The 23,501-nt window shown below is 64.7% G+C and carries 23 protein-coding genes; 18 read left to right on the forward strand and 5 right to left on the reverse strand.

The features are described from left to right. The first annotated feature begins 289 nt into the window (after positions 1-289). The 12 genes from frr (at position 290) to lpxB (ending at position 11,639) form a co-directional block, all read left to right on the forward strand. Positions 290-853: a ribosome recycling factor gene (frr, locus tag PHA8399_RS14005; RefSeq protein ID WP_058286745.1), complete on the forward strand. Its 564-nt coding sequence runs from the start codon at positions 290-292 to the stop codon at positions 851-853. 9 nt (positions 854-862) lie between these two features. Next, the gene (uppS, locus tag PHA8399_RS14010; RefSeq protein WP_058286746.1) at positions 863-1,621 is read left to right on the forward strand and encodes an undecaprenyl pyrophosphate synthase; all 759 of its coding nucleotides are present in this window, start codon (positions 863-865) and stop codon (positions 1,619-1,621) included. Beyond that, a complete protein-coding gene (locus PHA8399_RS14015; RefSeq protein ID WP_058286747.1) occupies positions 1,618-2,394 on the forward strand; it encodes a phosphatidate cytidylyltransferase in 777 nt (258 codons plus the stop codon). The genes uppS and PHA8399_RS14015 overlap by 4 nt, the downstream gene beginning before the upstream one ends. Positions 2,395-2,410: 16 nt before the next feature. Further along, positions 2,411-3,583: a 1-deoxy-D-xylulose-5-phosphate reductoisomerase gene (dxr, locus tag PHA8399_RS14020; protein ID WP_058286748.1), complete on the forward strand. Its 1,173-nt coding sequence runs from the start codon at positions 2,411-2,413 to the stop codon at positions 3,581-3,583. A 4-nt stretch (positions 3,584-3,587) separates the two neighbouring features. After that, positions 3,588-4,937, forward strand: coding sequence for an RIP metalloprotease RseP (gene rseP / locus PHA8399_RS14025; RefSeq protein ID WP_058286749.1), 1,350 nt, complete (start codon positions 3,588-3,590; stop codon positions 4,935-4,937). Between the two features lie 139 nt (positions 4,938-5,076). Beyond that, positions 5,077-5,202 (forward strand): hypothetical protein, encoded by a 126-nt coding sequence (locus PHA8399_RS22885; protein WP_259937689.1) that lies wholly within the window; start codon positions 5,077-5,079, stop codon positions 5,200-5,202. A gap of 128 nt (positions 5,203-5,330) precedes the next feature. Next, positions 5,331-7,733 (forward strand): outer membrane protein assembly factor BamA, encoded by a 2,403-nt coding sequence (gene bamA, locus PHA8399_RS14030; protein WP_058286750.1) that lies wholly within the window; start codon positions 5,331-5,333, stop codon positions 7,731-7,733. A 4-nt stretch (positions 7,734-7,737) separates the two neighbouring features. Beyond that, positions 7,738-8,352, forward strand: a complete 615-nt coding sequence (locus PHA8399_RS14035) for an OmpH/Skp family outer membrane protein (RefSeq protein WP_439330524.1) — start codon at positions 7,738-7,740, stop codon at positions 8,350-8,352. A gap of 75 nt (positions 8,353-8,427) precedes the next feature. Beyond that, positions 8,428-8,895 carry a 3-hydroxyacyl-ACP dehydratase FabZ gene (gene fabZ, locus PHA8399_RS14040; RefSeq protein ID WP_058286751.1) on the forward strand — a complete coding sequence of 156 codons (468 nt, stop codon included), beginning with the start codon at positions 8,428-8,430 and terminating at the stop codon, positions 8,893-8,895. Positions 8,896-8,897: 2 nt separating this feature from the next. Continuing rightward, a complete protein-coding gene (gene lpxA / locus PHA8399_RS14045) occupies positions 8,898-9,683 on the forward strand; it encodes an acyl-ACP--UDP-N-acetylglucosamine O-acyltransferase (protein WP_058286752.1) in 786 nt (261 codons plus the stop codon). Between the two features lie 4 nt (positions 9,684-9,687). Beyond that, on the forward strand, positions 9,688-10,476 hold the full coding sequence (locus PHA8399_RS14050) for an LpxI family protein (RefSeq protein ID WP_058286753.1): 789 nt from the start codon (positions 9,688-9,690) through the stop codon (positions 10,474-10,476). Beyond that, on the forward strand, positions 10,473-11,639 hold the full coding sequence (lpxB, locus tag PHA8399_RS14055) for a lipid-A-disaccharide synthase (RefSeq protein ID WP_058286754.1): 1,167 nt from the start codon (positions 10,473-10,475) through the stop codon (positions 11,637-11,639). Before PHA8399_RS14050 ends, lpxB begins: the two co-directional genes overlap by 4 nt. Positions 11,640-11,914: 275 nt before the next feature. Here lpxB and mnmA read toward each other — a convergent pair whose 3' ends face one another. Further along, on the reverse strand, positions 11,915-13,060 hold the full coding sequence (gene mnmA, locus PHA8399_RS14060; protein ID WP_058286755.1) for a tRNA 2-thiouridine(34) synthase MnmA: 1,146 nt from the start codon (positions 13,058-13,060) through the stop codon (positions 11,915-11,917). A gap of 148 nt (positions 13,061-13,208) precedes the next feature. On the opposite strand from mnmA, the gene sciP reads away from it, so the two are divergent. The 5 genes from sciP (at position 13,209) to PHA8399_RS22890 (ending at position 19,113) form a co-directional block, all read left to right on the forward strand. Continuing rightward, entirely contained in the window at positions 13,209-13,496 is a 288-nt protein-coding gene (sciP, locus tag PHA8399_RS14065; protein ID WP_008557698.1) for a CtrA inhibitor SciP, read from the forward strand. A 117-nt stretch (positions 13,497-13,613) separates the two neighbouring features. Next, the gene (gene ctrA / locus PHA8399_RS14070; protein WP_058286756.1) at positions 13,614-14,333 is read left to right on the forward strand and encodes a response regulator transcription factor CtrA; all 720 of its coding nucleotides are present in this window, start codon (positions 13,614-13,616) and stop codon (positions 14,331-14,333) included. Between the two features lie 202 nt (positions 14,334-14,535). Further along, the gene (gene ligA / locus PHA8399_RS14075; RefSeq protein ID WP_145977060.1) at positions 14,536-16,755 is read left to right on the forward strand and encodes an NAD-dependent DNA ligase LigA; all 2,220 of its coding nucleotides are present in this window, start codon (positions 14,536-14,538) and stop codon (positions 16,753-16,755) included. Further along, on the forward strand, positions 16,752-18,842 hold the full coding sequence (recG, locus tag PHA8399_RS14080) for an ATP-dependent DNA helicase RecG (protein ID WP_058286758.1): 2,091 nt from the start codon (positions 16,752-16,754) through the stop codon (positions 18,840-18,842). The genes ligA and recG overlap by 4 nt, the downstream gene beginning before the upstream one ends. A 148-nt stretch (positions 18,843-18,990) precedes the next feature. Further along, positions 18,991-19,113 (forward strand): hypothetical protein, encoded by a 123-nt coding sequence (locus tag PHA8399_RS22890; RefSeq protein WP_259937640.1) that lies wholly within the window; start codon positions 18,991-18,993, stop codon positions 19,111-19,113. Positions 19,114-19,404: 291 nt separating this feature from the next. Here the strand turns inward: PHA8399_RS22890 and PHA8399_RS14085 are convergent, their stop codons facing one another. Further along, on the reverse strand, positions 19,405-19,857 hold the full coding sequence (locus PHA8399_RS14085; RefSeq protein ID WP_058286759.1) for an iron-sulfur cluster assembly scaffold protein: 453 nt from the start codon (positions 19,855-19,857) through the stop codon (positions 19,405-19,407). A gap of 77 nt (positions 19,858-19,934) precedes the next feature. Between PHA8399_RS14085 and hisI the strand changes: the two genes are divergently transcribed. Then, on the forward strand, positions 19,935-20,306 hold the full coding sequence (gene hisI, locus PHA8399_RS14090; protein ID WP_058286760.1) for a phosphoribosyl-AMP cyclohydrolase: 372 nt from the start codon (positions 19,935-19,937) through the stop codon (positions 20,304-20,306). Positions 20,307-20,360: 54 nt separating this feature from the next. Here hisI and gluQRS read toward each other — a convergent pair whose 3' ends face one another. Genes gluQRS through trmFO form a run of 3 tightly spaced genes read right to left on the reverse strand, consistent with a single transcriptional unit; the run spans position 20,361 to position 23,221 of the window. Continuing rightward, positions 20,361-21,221: a tRNA glutamyl-Q(34) synthetase GluQRS gene (gene gluQRS, locus PHA8399_RS14095; RefSeq protein ID WP_058286761.1), complete on the reverse strand. Its 861-nt coding sequence runs from the start codon at positions 21,219-21,221 to the stop codon at positions 20,361-20,363. Then, positions 21,218-21,832 carry a class I SAM-dependent DNA methyltransferase gene (locus tag PHA8399_RS14100; protein WP_058286762.1) on the reverse strand — a complete coding sequence of 205 codons (615 nt, stop codon included), beginning with the start codon at positions 21,830-21,832 and terminating at the stop codon, positions 21,218-21,220. The genes gluQRS and PHA8399_RS14100 overlap by 4 nt, the downstream gene beginning before the upstream one ends. 33 nt (positions 21,833-21,865) lie before the next feature. Then, entirely contained in the window at positions 21,866-23,221 is a 1,356-nt protein-coding gene (trmFO, locus tag PHA8399_RS14105) for a methylenetetrahydrofolate--tRNA-(uracil(54)-C(5))-methyltransferase (FADH(2)-oxidizing) TrmFO (protein WP_058286763.1), read from the reverse strand. Positions 23,222-23,501: the final 280 nt, after the last annotated feature.

The raw sequence follows: 23,501 nt of genomic DNA on the forward strand, positions 1-23,501 counted from the left end.
GCCTTGATGAAATCCGGACGCGGGCCAGCGATTTGGCCCGCGTTTTTTATCCTGCCGCCAGTAACGCTCTGCGCCCAGGCCCCAGCAGGCCGCATTCTGCCCGCGCGCCGCCGCAGCAATCGCAGGAAAAACGCGGCGGGCGGGCTATTTGGAGGGATGCGGGAGCAGGCGCCGGGGCTCCGCTTTGGGCGGGAAGTTGCGGCAAATCCTCCCCATGATCGCTATACATCAGCCTTCCAATGGCTTATGAGCCAAGTGAAGACCGCCTCAGATAAGGGGAGAGAGCAGCATGTCTGATGAATTTGAACTGGATACCGACGATCTGAAACGCCGCATGGATGGCGCCATGGCCAATCTGCGCACCGAATTTGCCTCCCTGCGCACCGGCCGGGCCTCGGCCTCGATGCTGGAGCCGGTGATGGTGGATGCCTATGGCGCGATGACGCCGATCAACCAGGTCGGCACCGTCAACGTGCCGGAGCCGCGCATGGTTACCATCAACGTCTGGGACAAGGGCCTGGTCGGCAAGGTGGAGAAGGCGATCCGCGAATCCGGCCTGGGCATCAACCCGCAGCTCAACGGCACCATCATCATGCTGCCAATCCCGGAGCTGAACGAGGAACGCCGCCGCGAGCTGACCAAGGTGGCCGGCCAGTACGCCGAGCACGCCCGCGTGTCGATCCGCAACGTCCGCCGCGACGGCATGGACCAGATCAAGAAGGCCAAGACCGACGGCATGTCGGAAGACGATCAGAAGTTCTGGGAAGCCGAGGTGCAGGAGCTGACCGACAAGATGATCAAGCATGTGGACGAGGCGCTTGAGACCAAGCAAGCCGAGATCATGCAGGTCTGACGACGCATTATGCCCGGAGATGCAAATCCGCAGATGAGCCCCGCCGGACCGGTTCCGGCGGCCCGCTCCGGCCCGCGCCATGTGGCCATCATCATGGACGGCAATGGCCGCTGGGCGCAGGCCCGCGGGCGGCCGCGGCTGTTCGGCCACCATGCCGGCGCGCGCCGGGTTCGTGAAGTTGTCGAGTGCTGCCCAGGTCTGGGCGTGGAATACCTGACCATCTTTGCCTTCTCGACCGAGAACTGGAAGCGCACGCAGACCGAAGTCGCCGGTCTGATGAGCCTGTTCCGCCGCTATATCTCCAAGGAAATGAATGCCTTGGCGGAAAAGAACGTCCGGGTGCGCTTTATCGGCGACCGGGTGCGGCTGGACGCCAAGCTGATTGACCTGATGGACAAGCTGGAGCGCAAAACCGAAGGCAACAGCGGCACCCAGCTGACCATCGCGCTGAACTATGGCGGCCGCGACGAGGTGGCCCGCGCCACCAAGCGGCTGGCGCGGGATGTGGCCGAGGGCCGCCTGGACCCGGAAAAGGTCGATGAGGAAACCCTGCCGCGCTATCTGGACACCCATGTGCTGCCGGACCCGGATCTGGTGATCCGCACCAGCGGCGAGGCGCGGATTTCGAACTTCCTGCTATGGCAGTCGGCCTATGCGGAGTATGAGTTCATCGACACCCTGTGGCCGGATTTCACGGCTGAGGAACTGGCGCGGCTGTGCGGCAGCTATGGCCGCCGCGAGCGCCGGTTCGGGGCTGTCAAGACATGAGCGCTGACAGGGGCCGCTGGGCCGACCTTCTGCCGCGGGTTCTGTCGGCCATCGTGATGGTCCTGGCGGGCGGCTATGCCGTCTGGGCCGGCGGGCTGGTGTTTGATGCGGCGATCGCGCTGTGCTGCGGCGGCATGATCTGGGAACTGGTGCGGATGCTGGCGCCGGACCGCGGCGGCCTTGCGCTGCAGCTTGGCGCGGTTTCTGCCGTGGCGGTTCTGCTGGCGTCCCTCTTGCCGGTGATCTGGGTGGTGCCCTTGCTGGCGGCGCCGGTTGCGGCCGGGTTCAGTCAGTTCGATCGCAACCGCCATTATTTCTCCGGCTGCGCGATCTGGGTGCTGTTTGCCGGCTTCGGCTTTATCTGGCTGCGCGGCCAGATGGGGATCGAATGGATGCTGTGGCTCATTGGCATCGTGGTGGCGACCGATGTGGCGGGCTACTTCGCGGGCAAGGCGATTGGCGGGCCCAAGTTCTGGCCGCGGGTCAGCCCCAAGAAAACCTGGAGCGGCACCGCCGCCGGCTGGCTGGCCGCTGCGCTGGTGGGGGCGGTGTTTGCCGCGCAAGAGGGTCTGGGCTTTGGCATCGTGGTGCTGTCGGTGCTGCTGTCGATGGCCAGCCAGGCTGGCGATGTCGCGGAAAGCGCGCTGAAGCGGAAGATGGGCGTCAAGGATTCCAGCGCGCTGATTCCGGGCCACGGCGGGCTGTTCGACCGGTTCGACGGGATGCTGGGCGCTGCGGCCATGTTCCTGGCCGTGACCGCCATCTGGGGATAACCAGGCAGGAAATATTATGCGGAAAGTCTCGATTTTCGGCGCTACCGGGTCGATTGGGCAGAACACCATCGACCTGATCCGGCGCGCGCCGGGTGCCTATGACGTGGTGGCCCTGACCGGCGGCGCAAATATCGCGCGGCTGGCGGAAGATGCCATTGCGCTGCAGGCGGATGTGGCCGTCACCGCCTATGACGACCGCCTGCCGGATCTGCGGGCGGCGCTGGCAGGCTCCGGCGTGGAGGCGGCCGCCGGGCAGGCGGCCCTGATCGAGGCAGCGGCGCGCCCGGCGGACTGGATCATGTCGGCCATCGTCGGCGCGGCCGGTCTGGCGCCGGGGCTGGAGGCGCTGAAACACGGCACCACCCTGGCGCTGGCCAACAAGGAATCGCTGGTTTGCGCGGGCCGGCTGCTGCTGGAGACGGCCGAGAAGCACGGCGCCCGGCTGCTGCCGGTGGACAGCGAGCATTCGGCGGTGTTTCAGGGCCTCGTCGGAGAAGACATCGAAGCCGTCGAACGGATCGTCATCACCGCCTCCGGCGGCGCGTTCCGCGATTGGCCGCTGGAGGATCTGCCCAAGGCGACCCTGGCGCAGGCGTCCTCGCATCCCAACTGGGACATGGGGCAGCGGATTACCATCGACAGCGCGTCGATGTTCAATAAGGCGCTGGAAGTCATTGAAACCCGGGAATACTTTGGCGTCCGCCCGGACCAGATCGAGGTGCTGGTGCATCCCGAATCCCTGGTTCATGCGCTGGTCGGCTTCAACGACGGGGCGCTGATGGCGCATCTGGGGGCCGCCGACATGCGGCACGCCATCGGCTATGCGCTGCATTGGCCGGACCGCCAGCACTTGCCGGTGGAGCGGCTGGACCTCGCCCGCATCGGCCAGCTGAATTTCCGCGCCCCGGACCCCGCCCGCTATCCGGCGCTGCGGCTGGCCTACGAGGTGATGGAGCGCGGCGGCATGATGGGCGCCGCCTTCAATGCCGCCAAGGAACAGGCGCTGGACGCGTTCATCGCAGGCCGCATCCGTTTCACCGGCATGGCGGCAGTAACCGAAGCCGTGCTGGAGCGTTTCGCGGCAGAGAGCAGCCTGATTGATGCTGCAATGACACTTGATAACGTGACCCGGGTTGACCATCTCGCACGGCAAGAGGCTGCCAGGGCCGTAGAAAAACAAATAGGGTAGATCTTTGGACATTTTGGCTTTTGTCCCGCAGTTTGGCGGTTTTCTTTATACGATCGCCAGCTTTGTCGTCGCGCTGTCGGTGATTGTGGCTGTGCATGAGTACGGCCACTACATCGTCGGCCGCTGGTCGGGCATTCACGCAGAAGTGTTCTCCCTCGGGTTCGGCCCGGTGCTTTGGAGCCGGGTGGACAGGCACGGCACCCGCTGGCAGATCGCGGCGCTGCCTTTTGGCGGCTATGTGAAGTTTCTGGGCGATGCCGATGCGGCCTCTGGCAAGGATGCCGAGGCGATGCAGGCGGCCGCCGAGGACCCGGCGGCGCTGCGCCGGACCATGCATGGTGCGCCCCTGTGGGCCCGCTCGGCAACGGTTGCGGCCGGCCCTTTGTTCAACTTCGTGATGTCGGCCATCATCTTTGCCGCCGTGGCGATGTCGCAGGGGGTGATGCGCGATCCGCTGACCGTCGGGGACATGGCGCCGCTGGCCGGTGTTGAAAACGGTCTGCAGCAGGGGGATGAGCTGATCTCCGCAGGCGGCCTGCCGGTGCCGAGCTATCTGGACACCGAAGCCTGGGAAGATTTCCGCACGGCACTGCCGCAGCAGCAACCGCTGGACTATCAGGTGCGCCGCGACGGCGCGGAGCTCAGCGTCAGCGGCCCGTATCTGTACCCCCCGTATGTGCGCGGCGTGGTGCCGCGCAGCGCGGCTTCGGATGCCGGGCTGCAGCCGGATGACCTGATCGTCTCGGTGGACGGCACATCGCTGGTGTCTTTTGATCAGCTGAAGGAGCTTGTCGAAGCGGCGGACGGCAAGGTGCTGGTGCTGGATGTGCTGCGCGACGGCGAAACGGTCGAGATGGCCCTGGCGCCGCGGCGCACGGATGAGCCGCTGCCCGACGGCGGTTTTGCCACCCGCTGGCGGATCGGCATTATTGGCGGGCTGGCGTTTGAGCCGGCCACCGACAAGGCCGGGCTGGGCGAGTCGCTGGCGGCGGGCGCTTACCAGGTCTGGGCCGTGGTCGGCACGTCCCTGTCGGGTCTGAAGCACATGATCACCGGCGCCATCAGCACCTGCAACCTGTCCGGGCCGATCGGCATTGCCGAAACCTCGGGCGCGATGGCCAGCCAGGGCGCGGAAAGCTTCATCCGCTTCATTGCGGTGCTGTCCACCGCGGTGGGGCTGTTGAACCTGTTCCCGGTGCCGGCGCTGGATGGCGGCCACCTGATGTTTTACGCCTATGAGGCCGTGGCGGGCCGTCCGCCCAGCGACCGGGCGGTGCGGGTGCTGATGTCGCTTGGCATTGCCATCGTGCTGTCGCTGATGGTGTTCGCGCTTGGCAACGACCTGTTCTGCTGAGCGGGCAGGCAGCAGCGCCAAGGGGCGGCCACAGTGCCGCCCAACTGCCGCCACATTCCCCCGTTAACGATTTATCAATCCGCGCAGGCTGCGACAGCGCTGCCGCGCGGAGACGCAAACGTAAACTGGGGGATGACCGATGCAGACACTCTCGCACTCTTACCGCGGCCTTGGCCTGCTGATGCGGCTGAACTGGGACCGGGCGCTGACCGGATTTGCCATCGTTGGCGCGCTGACCGCAGGCACCTGGCTCGCCACGTTGTGATTCCCGCAACCGGCGCGCAAGCCCGCCGCGCCGGTTGCCGCCAGAATGCGCCCCGATAGTTTTGACAAGCGCTTTCAAACCCGGTACGCACTTGCCAAAGCTGCTATAATAATCGGGTTGTAAAAAAGATGGTTTGGGGGAAAGTTACAGGCAAGTCCTGTGGTGAGCGTAAGTCGGGCATCAATATCTTGTACCGGAAAGTTTCTGCCATTTCTCTGGCAGTTGCGCTGGGTTACGCCCTGGCGCCGCTGCCGGCGGAGGCGCAAAGCTACCGCTTCAATTCGGTGCAGGTGGAGGGCAATCAGCGGATTCAGACCTCCACTGTTGTCGCCTATACCGGCATCGAGCGCGGCCAGACGGTCAGCGCAGGCGAGCTGAACGATGCTTACCAGCGCATTCTTGACAGTGGCGTATTTGAAACAGTGGAAATCGTGCCGCGCGGCAGCACGCTGGTGATCAAGGTCACCGAGTTCCCGACCATCAACCAGATCAGTTTCGAGGGCAACCGCCGCCTCAAGGACGACGCGCTGAGCGACATCATCGAGTCCGCACCGCGCCGGGTGTTCAGCCCCTCGCAGGCAGAGCGCGATGCGGCGCTGATTGCCGAAGCCTACAGCGTGCAGGGCCGTCTGGCCTCCCGCGTGACCCCGCGCATCATCCGCCGCAGCAATAACCGCGTCGACCTGGTGTTCGAGATTTCCGAAGGCGAAACCATCGAGGTGGAGCGCGTGTCGTTCACCGGCAACCGGGTCTATTCCGACCGCCGACTGCGGCGGATTCTGGAAACCAAGCAGGCCGGTCTGCTGCGCACCTTCATCCGCTCTGACACCCTGATCGAAGACCGTCTGGAATTCGACAAGCAGGTTCTGCGTGATTTCTACCTGTCGCGCGGCTATGTGGATTTCCGCGTCAACAGCGCCAACGCCGAAGTCACGCAGGAGCGTGACGCGGTGTTCCTGGTGGTGGATGTGACCGAGGGCCAGCAGTTCCGCTTCGGCAACATCACGGTGACCAGCGAAATGCCGGAAGCCGACGCCGACCTGTTCCAGTCCACCCTGAAAATCCGTCCCGGTGTGGTCTATTCGCCGACCCTGGTCGAAAACGCGATCGACCGGATGGAAGGTCTGGCCGTCCGCAACGAGATCGACTTTCTGCGGGTCGAACCGCGGGTTACCCGCAACGAACGGAACCTGACCCTGGATATCGAATTCGTGCTGACCCGCGGGCCGCGGGTCTTCGTTGAGCGGATCGACATCGAAGGCAACACCACCACGCTCGACCGGGTGGTCCGCCAGCAGTTCCGGTCTGTCGAAGGCGACCCGTTCAACCCGCGCTCGATCCGCAACAGCGCCGAGCGGATCCGGGCTCTGGGCTACTTTGCCAATGCCGATGTCGAGACCCGCGAGGGCAGCTCTTCGGATCAGGTCATTGTCGACGTGGACGTCGAGGAACAGCCGACCGGTTCGCTGAACCTCGGCGGCGCCTACTCGGTTACCGATGGTTTCGGGGTCAGCGTCGGTCTGACCGAAAACAACTTCCTGGGCCGCGGACAGCGGCTGTCGTTCAATATCGCGACGGCGACGGAATCGGACTCCTACGTCCTGGGCTTCACCGAACCCTATCTGCTGGGGCGGGAGCTGAAGTTCGACCTGGACCTGGGGCTGAACGAAACCGATTCCAGCTTCTCGGAGTACAAGACCAAACGCGTCTTCTTCCGCCCGGCGCTGACCTTCAACACGGGCGAGGATTCGTCGCTGCAGGTCCGCTACACCTGGGACTCGGACGAGATGCTGTTCGATGATGATGACACCAACCAGAATCTGGCTGGCCCGGTCATCCGTAGCGAAATCGCGCAGGGCGAACAGACTGCCAGCGCTTTCGGGGTCACCTACCGCTATGACAGCCGTCTGACCGGCCTTGACCCCAATGCAGGCTTCCTGGTCGAAATCGGTGCCGACTACGCCGGGCTTGGCGGCGACTCTGAGTATATCAAGGCGACCACCAAGCTTGTCGCGCAGCGCCGGATCTGGAATGAGGAAGTCACGATCCGCGCAACCCTTGAAGCAGGGGCGTTCCAATGGGAAGGCGGCGGCAACAGCCGCACGATTGACCGTTTCGTTCTGACCCCCTCTGTGATGCGGGGCTTTGAACCTGGCGGTATCGGGCCGCGGGATCAGACTGACGGAAACCCGAATGGGGGAAATTATAATGATTTCCTCGGCGGCAACTATTATGCGGTGGCGCGCTTCGATGCGGAGTTCCCGCTGGGCCTGCCGGAAGAACTGGGTCTGCGCGGCGGCCTGTTCTATGACGTCGGCGGCCTTTGGGGGCTGCAGAATGTCAACACGGCAGGGCTGAACTCCGGAAACGGAATCGTGGGACGTGACAGGTCCTTCCGTCACGTAGTCGGCTTCTCGCTCTTGTGGACCACCGGCTTTGGCCCGCTGCGGTTCAACTTCTCCAAAGCCCTCAAGAAAGAGGACTTTGACGAGGAGCAGGCCTTCGACCTGACCCTGCAGGCGAGGTTCTGATCTGGTGCGGCAGCAGGCTCCCGGCGGTTGGGCAGCGCGCGGTTTTGCCGTGGCGCTGGCCTGTTTCGGGGCTGCTCCCGCTATTGCGCAGGACACCGCGCAGCCGGCGCCGGGACAGGGGCGCGGTTACCAGTTGGGGCTGCCGCAAAGCGGCATCCTCACCATTCAGCCTGAGCGGCTGTTCTCCGAAAGCGCCTTTGGCCAGCGGGTTGAGCGGGAGATGGAGGCGGAAGGCGCGGTGCTGACCGCCGAAAACCGCCGGATTGAGGCCGAACTGCGCCGCGAGGAACTGGAGCTGACGGAGCGCCGCAGCGGGATGGAGCCGCAGGCGTTCCGCGCGCTGGCCGATGCCTTTGATCAGAAAGTGCAGGACACCCGCCGCCGTCAGGAGCAGAAACTGCGCGAAATCACGCAGATGGGCGAAGAGGCCCGGCGCGAGTTCATCAGCGCCTCGCTGCCGGTGCTGCAGCAGATCCTGCGAGAGACCGGGGCCGGCGCAATTCTCGATCACGCCTCGGTGTTCCTGAGCGCGGATGCCGCCGACATCACCAGCCTGGCAATCGCCCGGGTCGATGCGGTGCTGGGGGATGGTGCGGCGCAAGAGGATGGCGATCGCTGAGCCGGCGAACTTGCCCAAACGCCGCCTGCTTGCTAGGGACGGCGCAGCACATTTGAAGAATATGGGAAACCAAGCATGATCACCGAGCTGCAAAGCGCTGACATTCACCTGATCCAGCGGATCCTGCCGCACCGTTACCCGTTCCTGCTGGTCGACAAGGTGGTCGATATCGACAGCTACAAATCGGCCCGCGGCATCAAGAATGTCACCATGAACGAGCCGCACTTCCAGGGCCATTTCCCGGGCACGCCGATCATGCCGGGCGTCACCATCGTCGAGGCGATGGCGCAGACTGCGGGCGTCATGCTGGGGGTTGGCATGGATATGGTCGACACCAATCTGCTGATCTATTTCATGAACATCGACAAGTGCAAATTCCGCCGCAAGGTGGTGCCGGGCGATGTGCTGGAAATGCATGTGGAGACCCTGCGCGGCAAGCCGGGCGGCAAGATCTTCAAGTTCTCCGGCCGTGCCACCGTCGATGGCGAAGTGGCGGCCGAGGCCGAATTCTCGGCGATGGTCGACGTGCAGAAGGACGGATAAGCATGAGCCGGATTCACCCCAGTGCCGTGATCGAACAGGGCGCCAAACTTGGAGAGGACTGCGAGATCGGCCCGTTCTGCGTGGTTGGCCCCGATGTGGTTCTGGGGGACCGGGTTGTTCTGAAGTCCCATGTTGTCGTCACCGGCGACACCGAGATCGGGGACGAGACGGTGGTCTTCCCCTTTGCCGTGCTGGGCGAAATCCCGCAGGACCTGAAGTTCAAGGGCGAGAAGTGCAAGACCGTGATCGGCAAGCGCAACCGCTTCCGCGAGCATGTGACGGTGAATGCCGGCACCGAGGGCGGCGGCGGCGTGACCCGCATCGGCGACGACGGCCTGTTCATGGCGGGCTGCCACATTGCCCATGACGCCCAGGTCGGCGACCGGGTGATCGTGGTGAACTCTGCCGCGGTGGCGGGTCATTGCGTGCTGGAGGACGATGTGATCATCGGCGGCCTGTCCGGCATTCACCAGTGGGTGCGGATCGGCAAGGGCGCGATCATCGGCGCCGTCACCATGGTGACAAACGACGTGATTCCCTATGGCCTGGTGCAGGCTCAGCGCGGTGAACTGGACGGGCTGAACCTGGTCGGCCTCAAACGCCGCGGCGTCGCCCGCAGCGATATCACTGCCCTGCGCGCGGCTTTCCAGATGCTGGCCCAGGGCGAAGGCACCTTTCAGGAGCGCGCAAAGAGGTTGGGTGAGGAAACCGAGAGCGCTTACGTGCAGGAAATCGTTGCCTTCATCACCGGTGACAGCGACCGCTCCTTCCTGACCCCGGGAGGCTGATGCCATGCTGGCTTTGATTGCAGGCACCGGCGGCTTGCCGGGCGAAGTGGCGGCGCGGGTTCCGGGCCGTCCGCTGATCTGTGCGATGGCAGGGTCGGAACCGGATTCGGTCGATCCTGAGATTACCTTCCGGTTCGAACAGCTGGGGTCTTTTCTTGAACGGCTCAAGGCTGCGGAGGTCACCGAAATCTGCATGGCAGGCGCGGTGCAGCGCCCGAATATCGACCCTTCTGCAATTGATGCGGCCACCCTGCCGCTGGTACCGGTGCTGCAACGGGCGCTGGCCTCTGGCGATGATAGCGCCTTGCGGGCGATCATCGGGATTTTCGAGCAGGCAGGCTTTGCCGTGCGGGCCGCGCATGAAGTGGCACCCGATCTGCTGATGGCGGCTGGTGTGCCGACAAAGGTTCAGCCGGGCGAACTGGACAAGGCAGATGCGGACCGCGGCGCGCAGATCGTGGCCGCAATGTCCGCCGCTGACATCGGCCAGTCCTGCGCCGTGCGCAAGCGGCAGGCGATCGCGGTGGAGAATGTCTTTGGCACCGACTGGATGCTGGCCGCGCTGGCGCAGCGCCCGGACGGCCAGGGCGGGCTGCTGTTCAAGGCGCCCAAGCCCGCGCAGGACCGGCGGGCCGATCTGCCAACCATCGGCGTCGAAACCGTGGAAGCTGCCGCCAGGGCGGGCCTTTCCGGCATCGTGCTGGAGGCGGGCGGCGTCATCGTGCTGGATCAGGATGCGGTGATTGCGGCCTGCGACCGGCTGGGCCTGTACCTGTGGTTGCGTGAGGCATGAGCCTGCGGGTGTTCATCCTGGCCGGGGAGCCTTCGGGCGACCGGCTGGGCGGGGCGTTGATGGCGGGGCTGAAAAGGCTGGCGCCTGGCGTCAGCTTCGACGGCATCGGCGGGGCGCTGATGGCGGAGCAGGGGCTGGTCTCGCGCTTTGCGATGGACGAGCTGTCGGTGATGGGGCTGGCAGAGGTTCTGCCCAAATACCGTCACCTGAAACGCCGGATCCGGGAAACCGCGGAGGCCGTCCTTGAGACAAAGCCGGATGTTCTGATCACAATCGACAGCCCGGACTTCAGCTTGCGCGTCGCGCGGCTGGTCAAGGAGCAAAGCAGCATCCGCACGGTCCACTATGTGGCACCCTCGGTCTGGGCCTGGCGGCCCAAGCGGGCCGGGAAGATGGCGGAAGTGATCGACCATGTGCTGGCGCTGTTGCCGTTTGAGCCGCCTTACATGGAAGCCGCAGGCATGGCCTGCGATTTCGTTGGCCACCCGGTGGTTGCCGAACCGCAGGCCACCGGTGCGGAGATCGCTGCATTCCGGGAAGAATTCGATCTGGGCGAGTCGCCCTTTGTGCTGGCGCTGCCCGGCTCGCGGCGGTCCGAAGTCGCGCGGCTGGCGCCGGATTTCGGCGGCGCGCTGCACCGCTTCACGGCGCAGCACCCTGATTTCCGGATCGTCGTGCCCGCCGCAGCACCGGTGGCCGGGCTGGTGCGCGATGCCGTGCAAAGCTGGCCAAAGGGAACGGTTCTCGTCGATCCGAACGAATTTGACACCGCCACAGCCAAAGCCCACAAGCGCGCCGCCTTTGCCGCGGCGGACCTGGCTCTGGCGGCTTCCGGAACGGTCTCGCTGGAGCTGGCCGCCGTCCGCACCCCGATGGTGATCGCCTATAAGTTCCAGTGGCTGACCTGGCAGATCATGAAGCGCATGGCGCTGATCGACACGGTGACGCTGGTCAACCTGGTGAGCGAGACCCGGGTGGTGCCGGAATGCCTGGGGCCGGACTGCACGCCGGAGAACATTGCGGCCCGGCTGAACGCGCTGGCGGCAGACCCGGGCGCGCAGCTGGAAGCAATGGAACTGACCATGCAGCGCCTGGGCCAAGGCGGCGAGGCCCCCGGGCTGCGGGCCGCGCAGGCTGTTCTGGACCGCTTACCCAAGAACTGAGGCAAAAGCGCGCCGGATGCAGAGCCTCCGGCGCGCGGCTTTTGGTGGCGCGGGCGCTGGCGCCCCCGCGCGGAGCTTGCCGCGCCGGTCCAGCAGAACTCTTACGGTCAGGCAGAAAAGTGGCGTTGGATCTTATTTTCCTGAGAAGCCCCTAAGGGCAGGTCTGCCCTCAGGCGCCTATCCGATTATGGCTTGAAGCTGCCGCGTCAAGGGCAAGCCGCGTGTGCCGCGCGGAGGCTGCGCCTCCCTTCACCCGGAGTTGCGGGCGTGGCGGCTCAGTAACCGCGCCAGATCCAGCCGCCGCCGAAGATGCGGCTGCCCTCGCTGGCGTAGAACACGCAGGCCTGGCCGGGGGAGATGCCTTCTTCGGGGGTCAGCAGTTCCACCTCGGCAGTTGTGTCCGTCAGCGGCCGGATGATCGCCTCCCGCGGGGGGCGGGTGGAGCGGACCTTGACCTTCAGGTGCCATTCGTCCCGGCTGGTGAAGGGCTCATCACCCAGCCAGTTGATTTCGCGCACCGGGATGGTGCGGGTGGCCAGCAGCTCCTTGGGGCCGACCACCACCTGTTTCTTGTCCACGTCGAGCTTCACCACATAAAGCGGCTCGGACAGCCCGCCGATGCCAAGGCCGCGGCGCTGGCCGATGGTGTAGTGGATGACGCCCTCGTGGCTGCCCAGAACCCTTCCGTCGGAATGCACGATCTCTCCCGGCTCTGCAGCACCCGGGCGCAGTTTCTCGATCACCGAGGCATAGTTGCCATCCGGCACAAAGCAGATGTCCTGGCTGTCGGGCTTGTCCGCCACCGCCAGCCCGTACTGCGCCGCCATCTCGCGCGTTGCGTCCTTGGATGGCAGGTGCCCGAGCGGAAAGCGCAGGTAATCCAGCTGCTCCGGTGTGGTGGAGAACAGGAAATAGCTCTGATCGCGGTTGGCATCCTCGGCGCTGTGCAGCTCCGGCCCGTTCGGACCCATCTTGCGCTGGATGTAATGGCCGGTGGCCATGCAGTCGGCCTCCAGATCCTTGGCGGTTTCCAACAGGTCCTTGAACTTCACCCGCTCGTTGCAGCGGATGCAGGGCACCGGGGTCGCGCCCGCCAGATAGCTGTCGGCGAACTCGTCAATCACCGCATCCTTAAAAATGTTCTCATAATCCAGCACGTAATGCGGGAAGCCGCGCTCCTCGGCGACCCGGCGCGCATCGTGGATATCGATTCCTGCGCAGCAGGCACCCTTCTTGGCCAGCGCCGCTCCGTGGTCATAAAGCTGCAGCGTCACGCCGACCACATCATAGCCCTGATCGGCCAGATATGCCGCCACAACAGAGCTGTCGACGCCGCCGGACATGGCCACTACCACCCGGGTCTCCGAGGGCGGTTTGGCAAAGCCGAGCGAGTTCAAGGTGGTGTTGTGGTCCAGCGCCATGGGGCAGCTCCTGAAGGCAAGGGGGCAGGCGCCGCAGAATATAGGAAAATCCTAACGACTCTCAAGGGGTGTGGTTCACGGCCCGTTAAGCCTGATCGGAAATTCTTTTGCCAGACCAAAACGAAAAAGATCTTCAAAGGGAAGACGGATGTTTTTGAAGAAAGTCGACGGCCCGCGGGCAGTCACCCTGCCGGACGGAACCATCATGACCCGGGCGGATTTGCCGCCGGAAACGACCAAGCGCTGGGTCGCCTCGCGCAAGGCTGCGGTTGTGCGCGGCGTGCTCTACGGTCTGCTGCCGCAGACGGAGGCGATGCGCCGCTACGGGCTGAGCGAGGAGGAGTTCCGCAGCTGGGTTGCCGCCGTGGCCGACCACGGAGAAGAAGCGCTGAAAACAACACGGTTGAAGAAATTCCGCAATCCGGACGCAAAATAGCTGGGGCCGCCCTTGAGTTGAATTCGTAAATTAACCATCATGGTAACGGGCCATTAACTTTTTTCCACCAAGGTTAACGAGACCTGAGGGAAACAGTGTACAGGCGGAGAATATAATATGCGCATTCTTTTGGTTGAGGATGATCCGACCACGGCAAAAAGCATCGAACTGATGCTGACCCACGCCAATCTGAACGTCTATTCGACGGATCTGGGCGAGGAGGGGATCGATCTGGCCAAGCTCTATGATTACGACCTGATCCTGCTGGATCTGGGGCTGCCCGATATGAACGGCCATGAGGTACTGCGCCAGCTGCGCATGTCCCGCATCGAAACGCCCATTCTGATTTTGTCCGGTGCGGATGATACCGACAACAAAATCAAGGGGTTCGGCTTCGGCGCGGACGACTATCTGACCAAGCCGTTCCACCGCGAGGAATTGGTGGCGAGGATCCATGCGATCATCCGCCGGTCCAAGGGGCACTCGCAGTCGATCATCAAGACCGGCAAGATCTCGGTCAACCTGGATGCCAAAACGGTCGAGGCCGATGGCAAGGCGGTGCATCTGACCGGCAAGGAATACCAGATGCTGGAGCTGCTTTCCTTGCGCAAGGGCACCACGCTGACCAAGGAAATGTTCCTCAACCATCTCTATGGCGGCATGGATGAGCCGGAACTGAAAATCATCGACGTTTTCATCTGCAAGTTGCGCAAGAAACTTAGCAACGCGACCGGCGGCGAAAACTATATCGAAACCGTCTGGGGCCGTGGCTATGTGCTGCGCGATCCGCAGGAGGATCAAATGCCCGGCGGCCATCGGATGGCTGTCGGCGCTTGAAAGAATGAAAATCCGGACGGCACATAAACCTGTGCCCCCGGTTGTAAAGGCCTGCCGTTTGGCGGGCTTTTTTCATGTCTGCCGGCAGCGCGGGCTGCTCTGACAGAGGCGCTGGACGCGGCGCGCGCGGAGCCTTATCACCTGAAGGGAGAACGAAGAGGGACCGCGCGTGGCAGAGAATTCGGAAAAAGACGTGACCGGCCTGACGGCAGAGGACGCCCGGGCAGAATTTCTGGCGCTGGAGGGTCAACTGCGGGCGGCGGATCTGGCCTATCACCAGGCGGATGCGCCGGAGATCAGCGACGCCGAATATGATTCGCTGAAACGGCGCTACCGGGCGCTGGCAGAGGCCTATCCCGAACTTGCCGATGCGGCCACCCATCTGGACGCGGTTGGCGCGCCGGCTGCGTCTGGGTTCAGCAAGATCACCCATGCGGTGCGGATGCTGTCGCTGGGCAATGCCTTTGCGGATGAGGACGTCACCGATTTTGACCGCAGTGTCCGCAAATACCTGGGCCTGGGCGGTGAGGCCGCGCTAGGCTACACGGCGGAGCCCAAGATTGACGGGTTGTCGCTGTCTTTGCGCTATGAACAGGGCAAGCTGGTTCAGGCCGCCACCCGCGGCGATGGCAGTGTGGGCGAAAACGTGACCGCCAACGCGCGGACCATTACCGATATTCCGCAAGAGCTGACCGGCGCGCCGGAGGTGCTGGAAGTGCGCGGCGAAGTCTATATGAGCCACGCCGATTTCGAAGCGCTGAACGCCCGCCATGCGGAGCGCGGCGGCAAGATCTTTGCCAACCCGCGCAATGCCGCCGCAGGCTCGCTGCGGCAGCTGGATGCGGAAATCACTCGCGCGCGGCCTTTGCGCTTCTTCGCCTACAGCTGGGGCGAGCTGAGCGCGCCTTTGGCAGAAACGCAGATGGAGGCGATCGAACGGCTGCAATCGCTCGGGTTCCAGACCAACCCTCTGACCCGTCTGTGCACCAGCGTTGCGGATATGATTGATCATTACCGCAGCATCGAGGAGCAGCGCGCGACTCTGGGCTATGACATCGACGGCGTTGTCTACAAGGTCAACGATCTGGCGCTGCAGGGGCGGCTGGGGTTCCGCTCCACCACGCCCCGCTGGGCCATTGCGCATAAGTTCCCGGCGGAACTCGCCTGGACCTGGCTGGAATTCATCGACATTCAGGTCGGCCGCACAGGGGCGCTCAGCCCGGTTGCACGGCTCACCCCGGTGACTGTCGGCGGCGTGGTGGTCTCAAACGCGACGCTTCATAACGAGGACTACATCCAGGGCCGCGATTCCAAGGGCGAGGAGATCCGCGGCGGCAAGGACATCCGCATGGGCGACTGGGTGCAGATCTACCGCGCGGGCGATGTGATCCCGAAGGTGGCCGATGTGGACCTGTCCAAGCGCCCGGAAGACGCCGAACCATACCAGTTCCCGCACACCTGCCCGGAATGCGGCAGCCCGGCGGAACGGGAGGAAGGCGATGCCGTGCGCCGCTGTTCCGGCGGCCTGATTTGCCCGGCGCAGGCGGTGGAAAAGCTCAAGCATTTCGTCTCCCGCGCGGCCTTTGATATCGAAGGACTGGGCGCCAAGCAGGTGGAGCAGTTCCACAGTGACGGATGGATCAAAGAGCCCGCGGATATCTTTGATCTGCAAGCAAATTACGGCTCCGGCCTGCAGCAGCTCAAGAACCGCGAAGGCTGGGGCGAGAAATCCGCCGACAACCTGTTTGCCGCGATTGAGGAAAAGCGCACGATCCCGCTGGCCAAGCTGATCTTCGCCCTTGGCATCCGCCATGCGGGCGAGGTGGCGGGCCGCGATCTGGCGCTGCACTACCGGGACTGGCAGGGCATGGCGGCCGCGATTGACGCGGCCCGCCCGGCAGCCCTGGCGCACCGGGCCGCGGATGAAGCGGAAGAGGCCGAACGCCAGGCCGCCGCGGAGGAGGGGCGCCGGGCCCGCATCTCTGAAACCCGGGCGGCCGCCATTGCCGCCTGCAAGGTACCGGCCGAGGCCGCTGCTGCCTGGGCGGATCTGATCGGGGTCGACGGCATCGGCGCGGTGCTGGGCCTGTCGCTGTCGGACGCCTTTGCCAACCCGGAGGAGCGCGCGGCCATCGACCGGCTGGTGGCGAAGCTGACGATCGTGCCGCCCGATGCGCCGGCCGCGGACAGCCCGGTGGCAGGCAAAACCGTCGTCTTCACCGGCACATTGGAGAAGATGACCCGGGCCGAGGCCAAGGCCCGGGCCGAGGCGCTGGGGGCCAAGGTCTCTGGCTCTGTGTCCAAGAAGACCGATATTCTGGTGGCCGGTCCCGGGGCAGGCTCCAAGGCCAAGAAGGCGGCGGAACTGGGGATTAAGACGCTCGATGAAGACGGCTGGCTGGAGCTGATCGCAGGGGCATGAGCGGTCGTCCGGAGATCCTGTTTCCGCTGTTTGCCAGTGTCGAGACCCTGCAGGGTGTCGGCCCGAAAACCGCGCAAAACCTGACGCAGATTGATATAGAAACGCCGCGGGACCTTTTGTTTTCTCTGCCTTATTCGGTGGTGGACCGGCGGCGCCGCGATACCATCCGCGGGGTGGACCTGCCCGCCGTGGTGACAGTTGAAGTCACCATTGGCCGCCACCGCCCGGCGCGCAGCCGCGGTGGCGCTTACCGCATCCATGTGCAGGACGCGGAGACCGAGTTTCAGCTGGTCTTCTTCCACGGCCGCAGCCGCTATCTGGAGGCGCAGCTGCCGGAGGGCGCGCGCCGGGTGGTCTCGGGCAAGCTGGAGCTGTTCGATGGCCTGGCCCAGATGGTGCATCCCGATCACATGCTGCCGGTGGAAGAGGCGCATGAGATCCCGGACTATGAGCCGGTCTACAGCCTGACCCACGGCGTCTCGCAGAAAACCATGTACAAGGCTGCGCAAAGCGCGCTGTCGCGGATGCCGGAACTGGAGGATTGGATCGACCCGGCGCAGGTGCTGCGGGAGAACTGGCCTGCCTGGCACGACGCGCTGCAGTCTGCCCATGCGCCGCAGGGCCCGGACGATCTCAGCCCGCAATCTCCGGTCCGGGCGCGGCTGGCCTATGATGAGCTGTTTTCGCATCAGCTGACCCTGGCCCTGGCCCGCCAGACGGAGCGAAAATCCCGCGGCATCGAAAGCCATGCCACCGGGCGGCTGCAATCGCGTGTTCTGAAGGCGCTGCCGTACAGGCCCACCAACGCGCAGGCGCGGGCGATCGCGGAAATCTCCGCTGACATGGCCTCGCCCAAGCGCATGAACAGGCTCTTGCAGGGGGATGTGGGGGCGGGGAAAACCCTGGTTGCTTTCATGGCGTTGCTGGTTGCCGTTGAAGCGGGCGGGCAGGGGGTGATGATGGCGCCGACCGGCATTCTGGCGCAGCAGCATTTGGACGGGCTTGCGCCGCTGGCCGAAACCGCCGGCGTGGTGATCGAAATCCTGACGGGCCGCGACAAGGGGGCTGAGCGCAAGGCCAAGCTGGCGGCGCTGAAGCGCGGCGATATCCATATTCTGGTTGGCACCCATGCGGTGTTCCAGCAGGATGTCGCATTCCGCGACCTTCGGCTGGCGATTGTCGATGAGCAGCACCGCTTTGGCGTGCGCCAGCGGATGGAGCTGGCGGAAAAGGGCAAGGGCGCCGATGTGCTGGTGATGACCGCGACGCCGATCCCGCGGTCGCTGGCGCTGGCGCAATACGGCGACATGGATGTTTCAGTGCTGGATGAGAAACCGCCCGGGCGCAAACCGGTCAAGACGGCCGTTATCAGCACCGAACGGATGCAAGAGGTGGTCGATCACCTGCGCAAAGCGATTGCGGAGGGGCGGCAGTGCTACTGGGTCTGCCCGCTGGTCGATGAGTCGGAGCTGAGCGATCTGACCGCGGCGGAGGAACGCTTCAAGCATCTGCGCGCGGTTCTGGGCGAGGGGATCGCCGGCCTGGTGCATGGCCAGATGCCGCCCGCCGAGAAAGATGCCGCGATGGCGGCGTTCCAGGAGGGCAAGACCAAGGTTCTGGTCGCCACAACGGTGATCGAGGTGGGGGTGAACGTGCCCAATGCCTCGATCATGGTGATCGAGAGGGCGGAGATCTTTGGCCTCGCCCAGCTGCACCAGCTGCGCGGACGGGTCGGGCGCGGCAGCGCTGAATCCACATGCCTGCTGATGTATCAGCCGCCGCTGACCGAGGGCGGGCGCAAGCGGCTGGAGGTTCTGCGCGAAACCGAGGACGGCTTCAGGATCTCGGAGACCGATCTGCAGATGCGCGGGGCCGGCGACATGATTGGCACCGCGCAATCCGGCCTGCCGCGGTTCCGGATTGCCGACCTGGAGCGCCAGGCCGGGCTGATGGAAGTGGCGCAAAGCGACGCGCGGGCGCTGCTGGCAGCCGACCCGAAACTGGAGAGCCCCCGCGGCAAGGCGGCGCGGGTGCTGTTGTGGCTGATGAAGCAGGATCAGGCGATCCGTTTGATTTCAGTGGGTTAAGTCGCGCCCCTGCGCGTGTTCTCCGTGGATGTTCCAGTCTGTTCGCAAATGTTCTCAAAAAGTTCTTTACAGGTGCCGGTAAAAATGAGAACAAAGAGGCAACAAAACTGCCAAAGAGCGAAAAGACAGACTGGAGGAGGCCCGAGCCATGATTGCACAGATCAAAACCACGATTCACAACGCCCATTCCACCTTGCTGCAGGACGCCATCGGCGCGGCCTCGCTGATGGTGATGCTGGTGGCAGCGCTGCATCTGCCGGGCCTGCTCTGACCTGCTCCTCCCATTCCTGAATGCCTCTGCTGTGCCGGGCCGGCCCTTTCCTGTCCCGGACTGCTTAAGGGATCAACCGCCTGTTCCGATCCCCGAATGGATTGCCTCAAGATCCACCCTGGCCCGCCCGGGTCCCGCACAGCAGAGCATGACTGCCGCCGCCATCCTGCCCGGATGCGCGGCGGTTTTTTGTTTGGAGGGCGGGTGCAAAACCAAATTCCACCTCGCATTGCTGCGAGGGCGGCCGCGGGGTTTGCTGTCTGTGGCCGTCAGTGGCGCAGGGTGCCGCCGTCAGGCGCATTGCTCCTTGGCGGCGGTCTGCATCGCTTCCAGGGTGGCGTCCAGCGCCAGCATGATGGAGGCGTGGCGGTTCTTGAACTCGCGCGCGGGCTGCAGCACTTCCAGCCCGTCAAAGGGGGGCTGCGGCACCGGGCCGTCCTGGGTCAGCATCGCCTTCAGCTGGTCGCGGGCAGTTTCCACTTCGGCCAGCGAGCGGCCGATCACATTGGCGCCGGCCACAGCCGCCGCGGCCTGTCCCAGCGCGCAAGCCTTCACGTCCTGGCCGAAATCCGTGATCCGCCCGTCCTCGACGCGGATGTCGACGGTGACGGTGGAGCCGCAAAGCGGGGAGCGTTTCTTGACCGTGGCATCCGGCGAGTCCAGCCGTCCAAGATGCGGAATATCCGCCGCCAGCGCCAGAATGCGCGTAGAATACAGCTTGATCAGATCGGATTCGCCAGACATCGCTTTCCCGGGCTTTCCCTGCTTGGTGGTTCCCCATACATAAGGAGCCGAACAGCAGATGCAAAAGGTTTTTGCCCATGTCTATTGCCGCGTCCTTTGATCCCGCCAGCCTGGTTTACAACGACGCGGGCCTGATCCCCTGCATTGCGCAGGACGAGGCCTCGGGCGAGGTGCTGATGATGGCCTGGATGAACGCGGACGCGGTGGCGCGCACGCTGGAAACCCGCCGGGTCACCTATTGGTCGCGCTCGCGCCAGGCGTTCTGGATCAAAGGCGAGACGTCGGGCCACGTGCAGGAACTGGTGGATCTGCGCGTCGATTGCGACCGGGATTGCCTGCTGGCCCTGGTGCGCCAGACCGGCGCGGCCTGCCACACCAACCGCCGGACCTGTTTTTACACCGCGCTGCGGGAAGGCGGCGAGGTCGAGCTGATGGCACCGATGGGCTAAGCGGCGGCTAAGCGGGGGCGGCCCTGCCGGGCCGCGCCTCCGGCGGGGATATTTTCAGCCAGAAGAAGCGGGGAGGCCCACCATTTCGCGGATGTCCTGCGGGGTGGCGCCCTCGGCGCGGTACTTTGCAATCGCGCGGGCGTCGTCGCGTTTGGCGAGGCGCTTGCCCTGTGCGTCGCGGATCAGGCGGTGGTGGTGATAGACGGGGGTGGGCAGACCCAGCAGGCTTTGCAGCAGCACGTGGATTTGGGTGGCGTCAAACAGGTCGGCACCGCGCACAGCATGGGTGATGCCCTGGTCCGCGTCATCCGCCACCACCGACAGGTGGTAGGAACTGCCCATATTGCGGCGCACCAGAATGATGTCGCCAACCATTGAGATCAGTTGCTCAGGGTCCAGCTGATGGGTGCCTTCAAACGCCGCCCCGGTCTCGGTGAAGCTTCGCAGCTCAGCGGTCTGGACGGCCTTTCCCATGTTCAGCCGGATCACGTCGCGGTCCGTGGCCCCGGCAGGCAGGCGGGCTCGGCAGGTGCCCGGATAGATGCGCCCGTCGGGGCCGAACTGCGGCACGCCTTCCTGTGGCGCGCCCGCCGCGGCCTCGATATCGGCGCGGTTGCAGCGGCAAGGGTAGGTGAGTCCCAGGGCGGTCAGCCGGTCCAGCGCGGCGCGGTAGCGGGGCAGCCGCTCGGACTGGCGCATCACCGGCTGCGGCCAAGTAAGGCCCAGCCAATGCAGGTCGTCATAGATCTGCGCCTCCCAGGCGGTGCGGGAGCGGGACTGGTCGATATCTTCGATGCGCAGCAAACACCGGCCGCCCGCAGCCACGGCCATGTCATGCGCCAGCAGCGCGGAATAGGCGTGGCCCAGGTGCAGCGGTCCGGTTGGCGAAGGCGCAAAGCGGGTGGTGAATGTCACGCTTTCTCAATCACATAGACAGTCGACTTCAGGTTTATTCCCGGCAGGTGGTCGCCGTATTCCTTGAATAGCAGCCGTGCCGCCGAACAGTCCAGCCAGTCATTCAGCTTGCCGGTATAGGCGCGGTCCTCCAGCGCATGGTCGTTGAAGGAGAAGGCAAACAGCCCGCCGCGGTCCAGCCCCCGCATGATCACGTCGAAGGTGGCAGGCGGCGCCGCGCCCTTGCTCAGCAGGCCGCAGCCGGCAATGGCGCGGTAGCTGCCCGGTTTCACCGGCGTCTTGTCCGCAATGTCCAGTTGCGTCAGCTGCCGGTAGACGCCTTTGGCACGGGCCTGCTCCAGCATTTCCGGCGATGGCTCCAGCCCGTCGACCACGTTGTATCCGGCCGCGCGCAGCGCCAGGCCGCAGAGGCCGGTGCCGCAGCCGAAGTCGAGGACCGGCGCGTCCGGGTCCGGCAGGTATTTCCACAGCGCCGCGGCAATCCGCCCTGGCGTTGCATAACCGTTTTCCGCGATTTCCGCATCATAGGAAGCGGCCCACCTGTCATAGTGGTCGCGGGTCGCCTCCGGGCTCTCAAGCCCGTAGGACTTATCGAGAAATTTGTCGTTCATGCATCAAGTCTAGACCCGCGCTTTGCGCAGCGTCTAGGAAAAGTTGCTGAGCCACGCCTGCCAGGCTGCCTTGGCGCGGTCGGTGTAAGCCTTGTAGCGGTCTTTCCGGCCGCGGCGGCCGCCTTTGAGGCCGTCCACCGGGCGGAACAGGCCGAAGTTCACGTTCATCGGCTGAAACGTCTTGGCCTCGGCGCCGCCGGTGATGTGGTGGATCAGCGCGCCCATGGCGCTGTCCTGCGGCACCTCCGGCAGCTCCTGGCCGAGGATTTCCGCCGCCGCCAGCCGTCCTGCCAAAAGGCCCATCGCGGCGCTTTCCACATAGCCCTCCACCCCGGTGATCTGGCCGGCAAAACGGATGTTGGGTTTCCGCTTCAGCCGCATCTGCGCGTCCAGCAGGGTGGGGGAGTTGATGAAAGTGTTGCGGTGGATGCCGCCGAGGCGGGCAAAACTGGCGTTCTCCAGCCCCGGTATCATCCGGAACACCTCGGTCTGGGCGCCGTATTTCATCTTGGTCTGGAAGCCGACGATGTTGAACAGCGTTCCCAGCGCGTTGTCGCGACGCAGCTGCACCACGGCGTGGGCCTTGACGTCCGGCTGATGCGGGTTGGTCAGCCCCACCGGCTTCATCGGCCCGTGGCGCAGGGTCTCGCGGCCGCGTTCCGCCATCACCTCGATCGGCAGGCAGCCGTCGAAATAGCCCGCGGTCTCACCTTCGTGGAACTCGGTTTTGTCAGCTGACAATAATGCGTCGATAAAGGCCTCGTACTGGTCCTTGTCCATCGGGCAGTTGAGGTAGGCGGTGCGTTCTTCCTCGGTCTCGCCCTTGTCATAGCGCGACTGCATCCAGGCCTGCGACATGTCGATGCTTTCCGCATAGACAATCGGTGCGATGGCATCGAAGAAGGCCAGCGCCTCTGCTCCGGTTTCGGCTTGGATGGCCTTGCCCAGTTCCGGCGAGGTCAGCGGGCCGGTGGCAAAGATCCAGTGGCCGTCTGCCGGCAGTTCGGTGATTTCTTCATAAGAAACAGTGACATTCGGGTGCGCCTTCAGCCTGGCGGTCACGGTTTCGGCAAAAGGCTCGCGGTCCACGGCCAGGGCGCCGCCGGCGGGCAGGCGGTGCTCGTCTGCGGTGGTCATGATCAGGCCGTTTGCCTGGCGCATTTCCCAGTGCAGGAGGCCCACGGCGTTCTGCTCGTCATCGTCTGAGCGGAAGGAGTTGGAGCATACCATCTCGCCCAGGTTGCCGGTCTGGTGGGCGAAGGTTTCCACCTTGGGGCGCATTTCGTGGATCACCACCTGAACGCCCATGTTTGCCGCCTGCCAGGCCGCTTCCGAGCCGGCCATGCCGCCGCCCACGATGTGCAATGTCTGTGCCGAATGATCTGTCATGCCCGCCACATAGGGCAGGGGACGGGCCTGTGCAACCGGCTTGGGCGCAGGGGCTGCGGCAGAGCCGCCGCTAACAGCGCACTTGCGCCGTCCGGGTGTCAGCTTGTACGGGCGGGGCGGGGTAAATTTGGGGCCGCCGCCGCGGGAATGATCGACCGGTGAGAGAGAACCGGCTGGAGGGACCCTTCCGCAGCAGCAGCCCAAATTGTGCAGGCCAGTGACTGTGCGCCGACCTTGCCCAATCTTTGCCATCTTTCCGCCCGAATTGAAAGGCAGTTAG

The organism is Leisingera aquaemixtae, assembly GCF_001458395.1.
GTDB classification, from domain to species: domain Bacteria; phylum Pseudomonadota; class Alphaproteobacteria; order Rhodobacterales; family Rhodobacteraceae; genus Leisingera; species Leisingera aquaemixtae.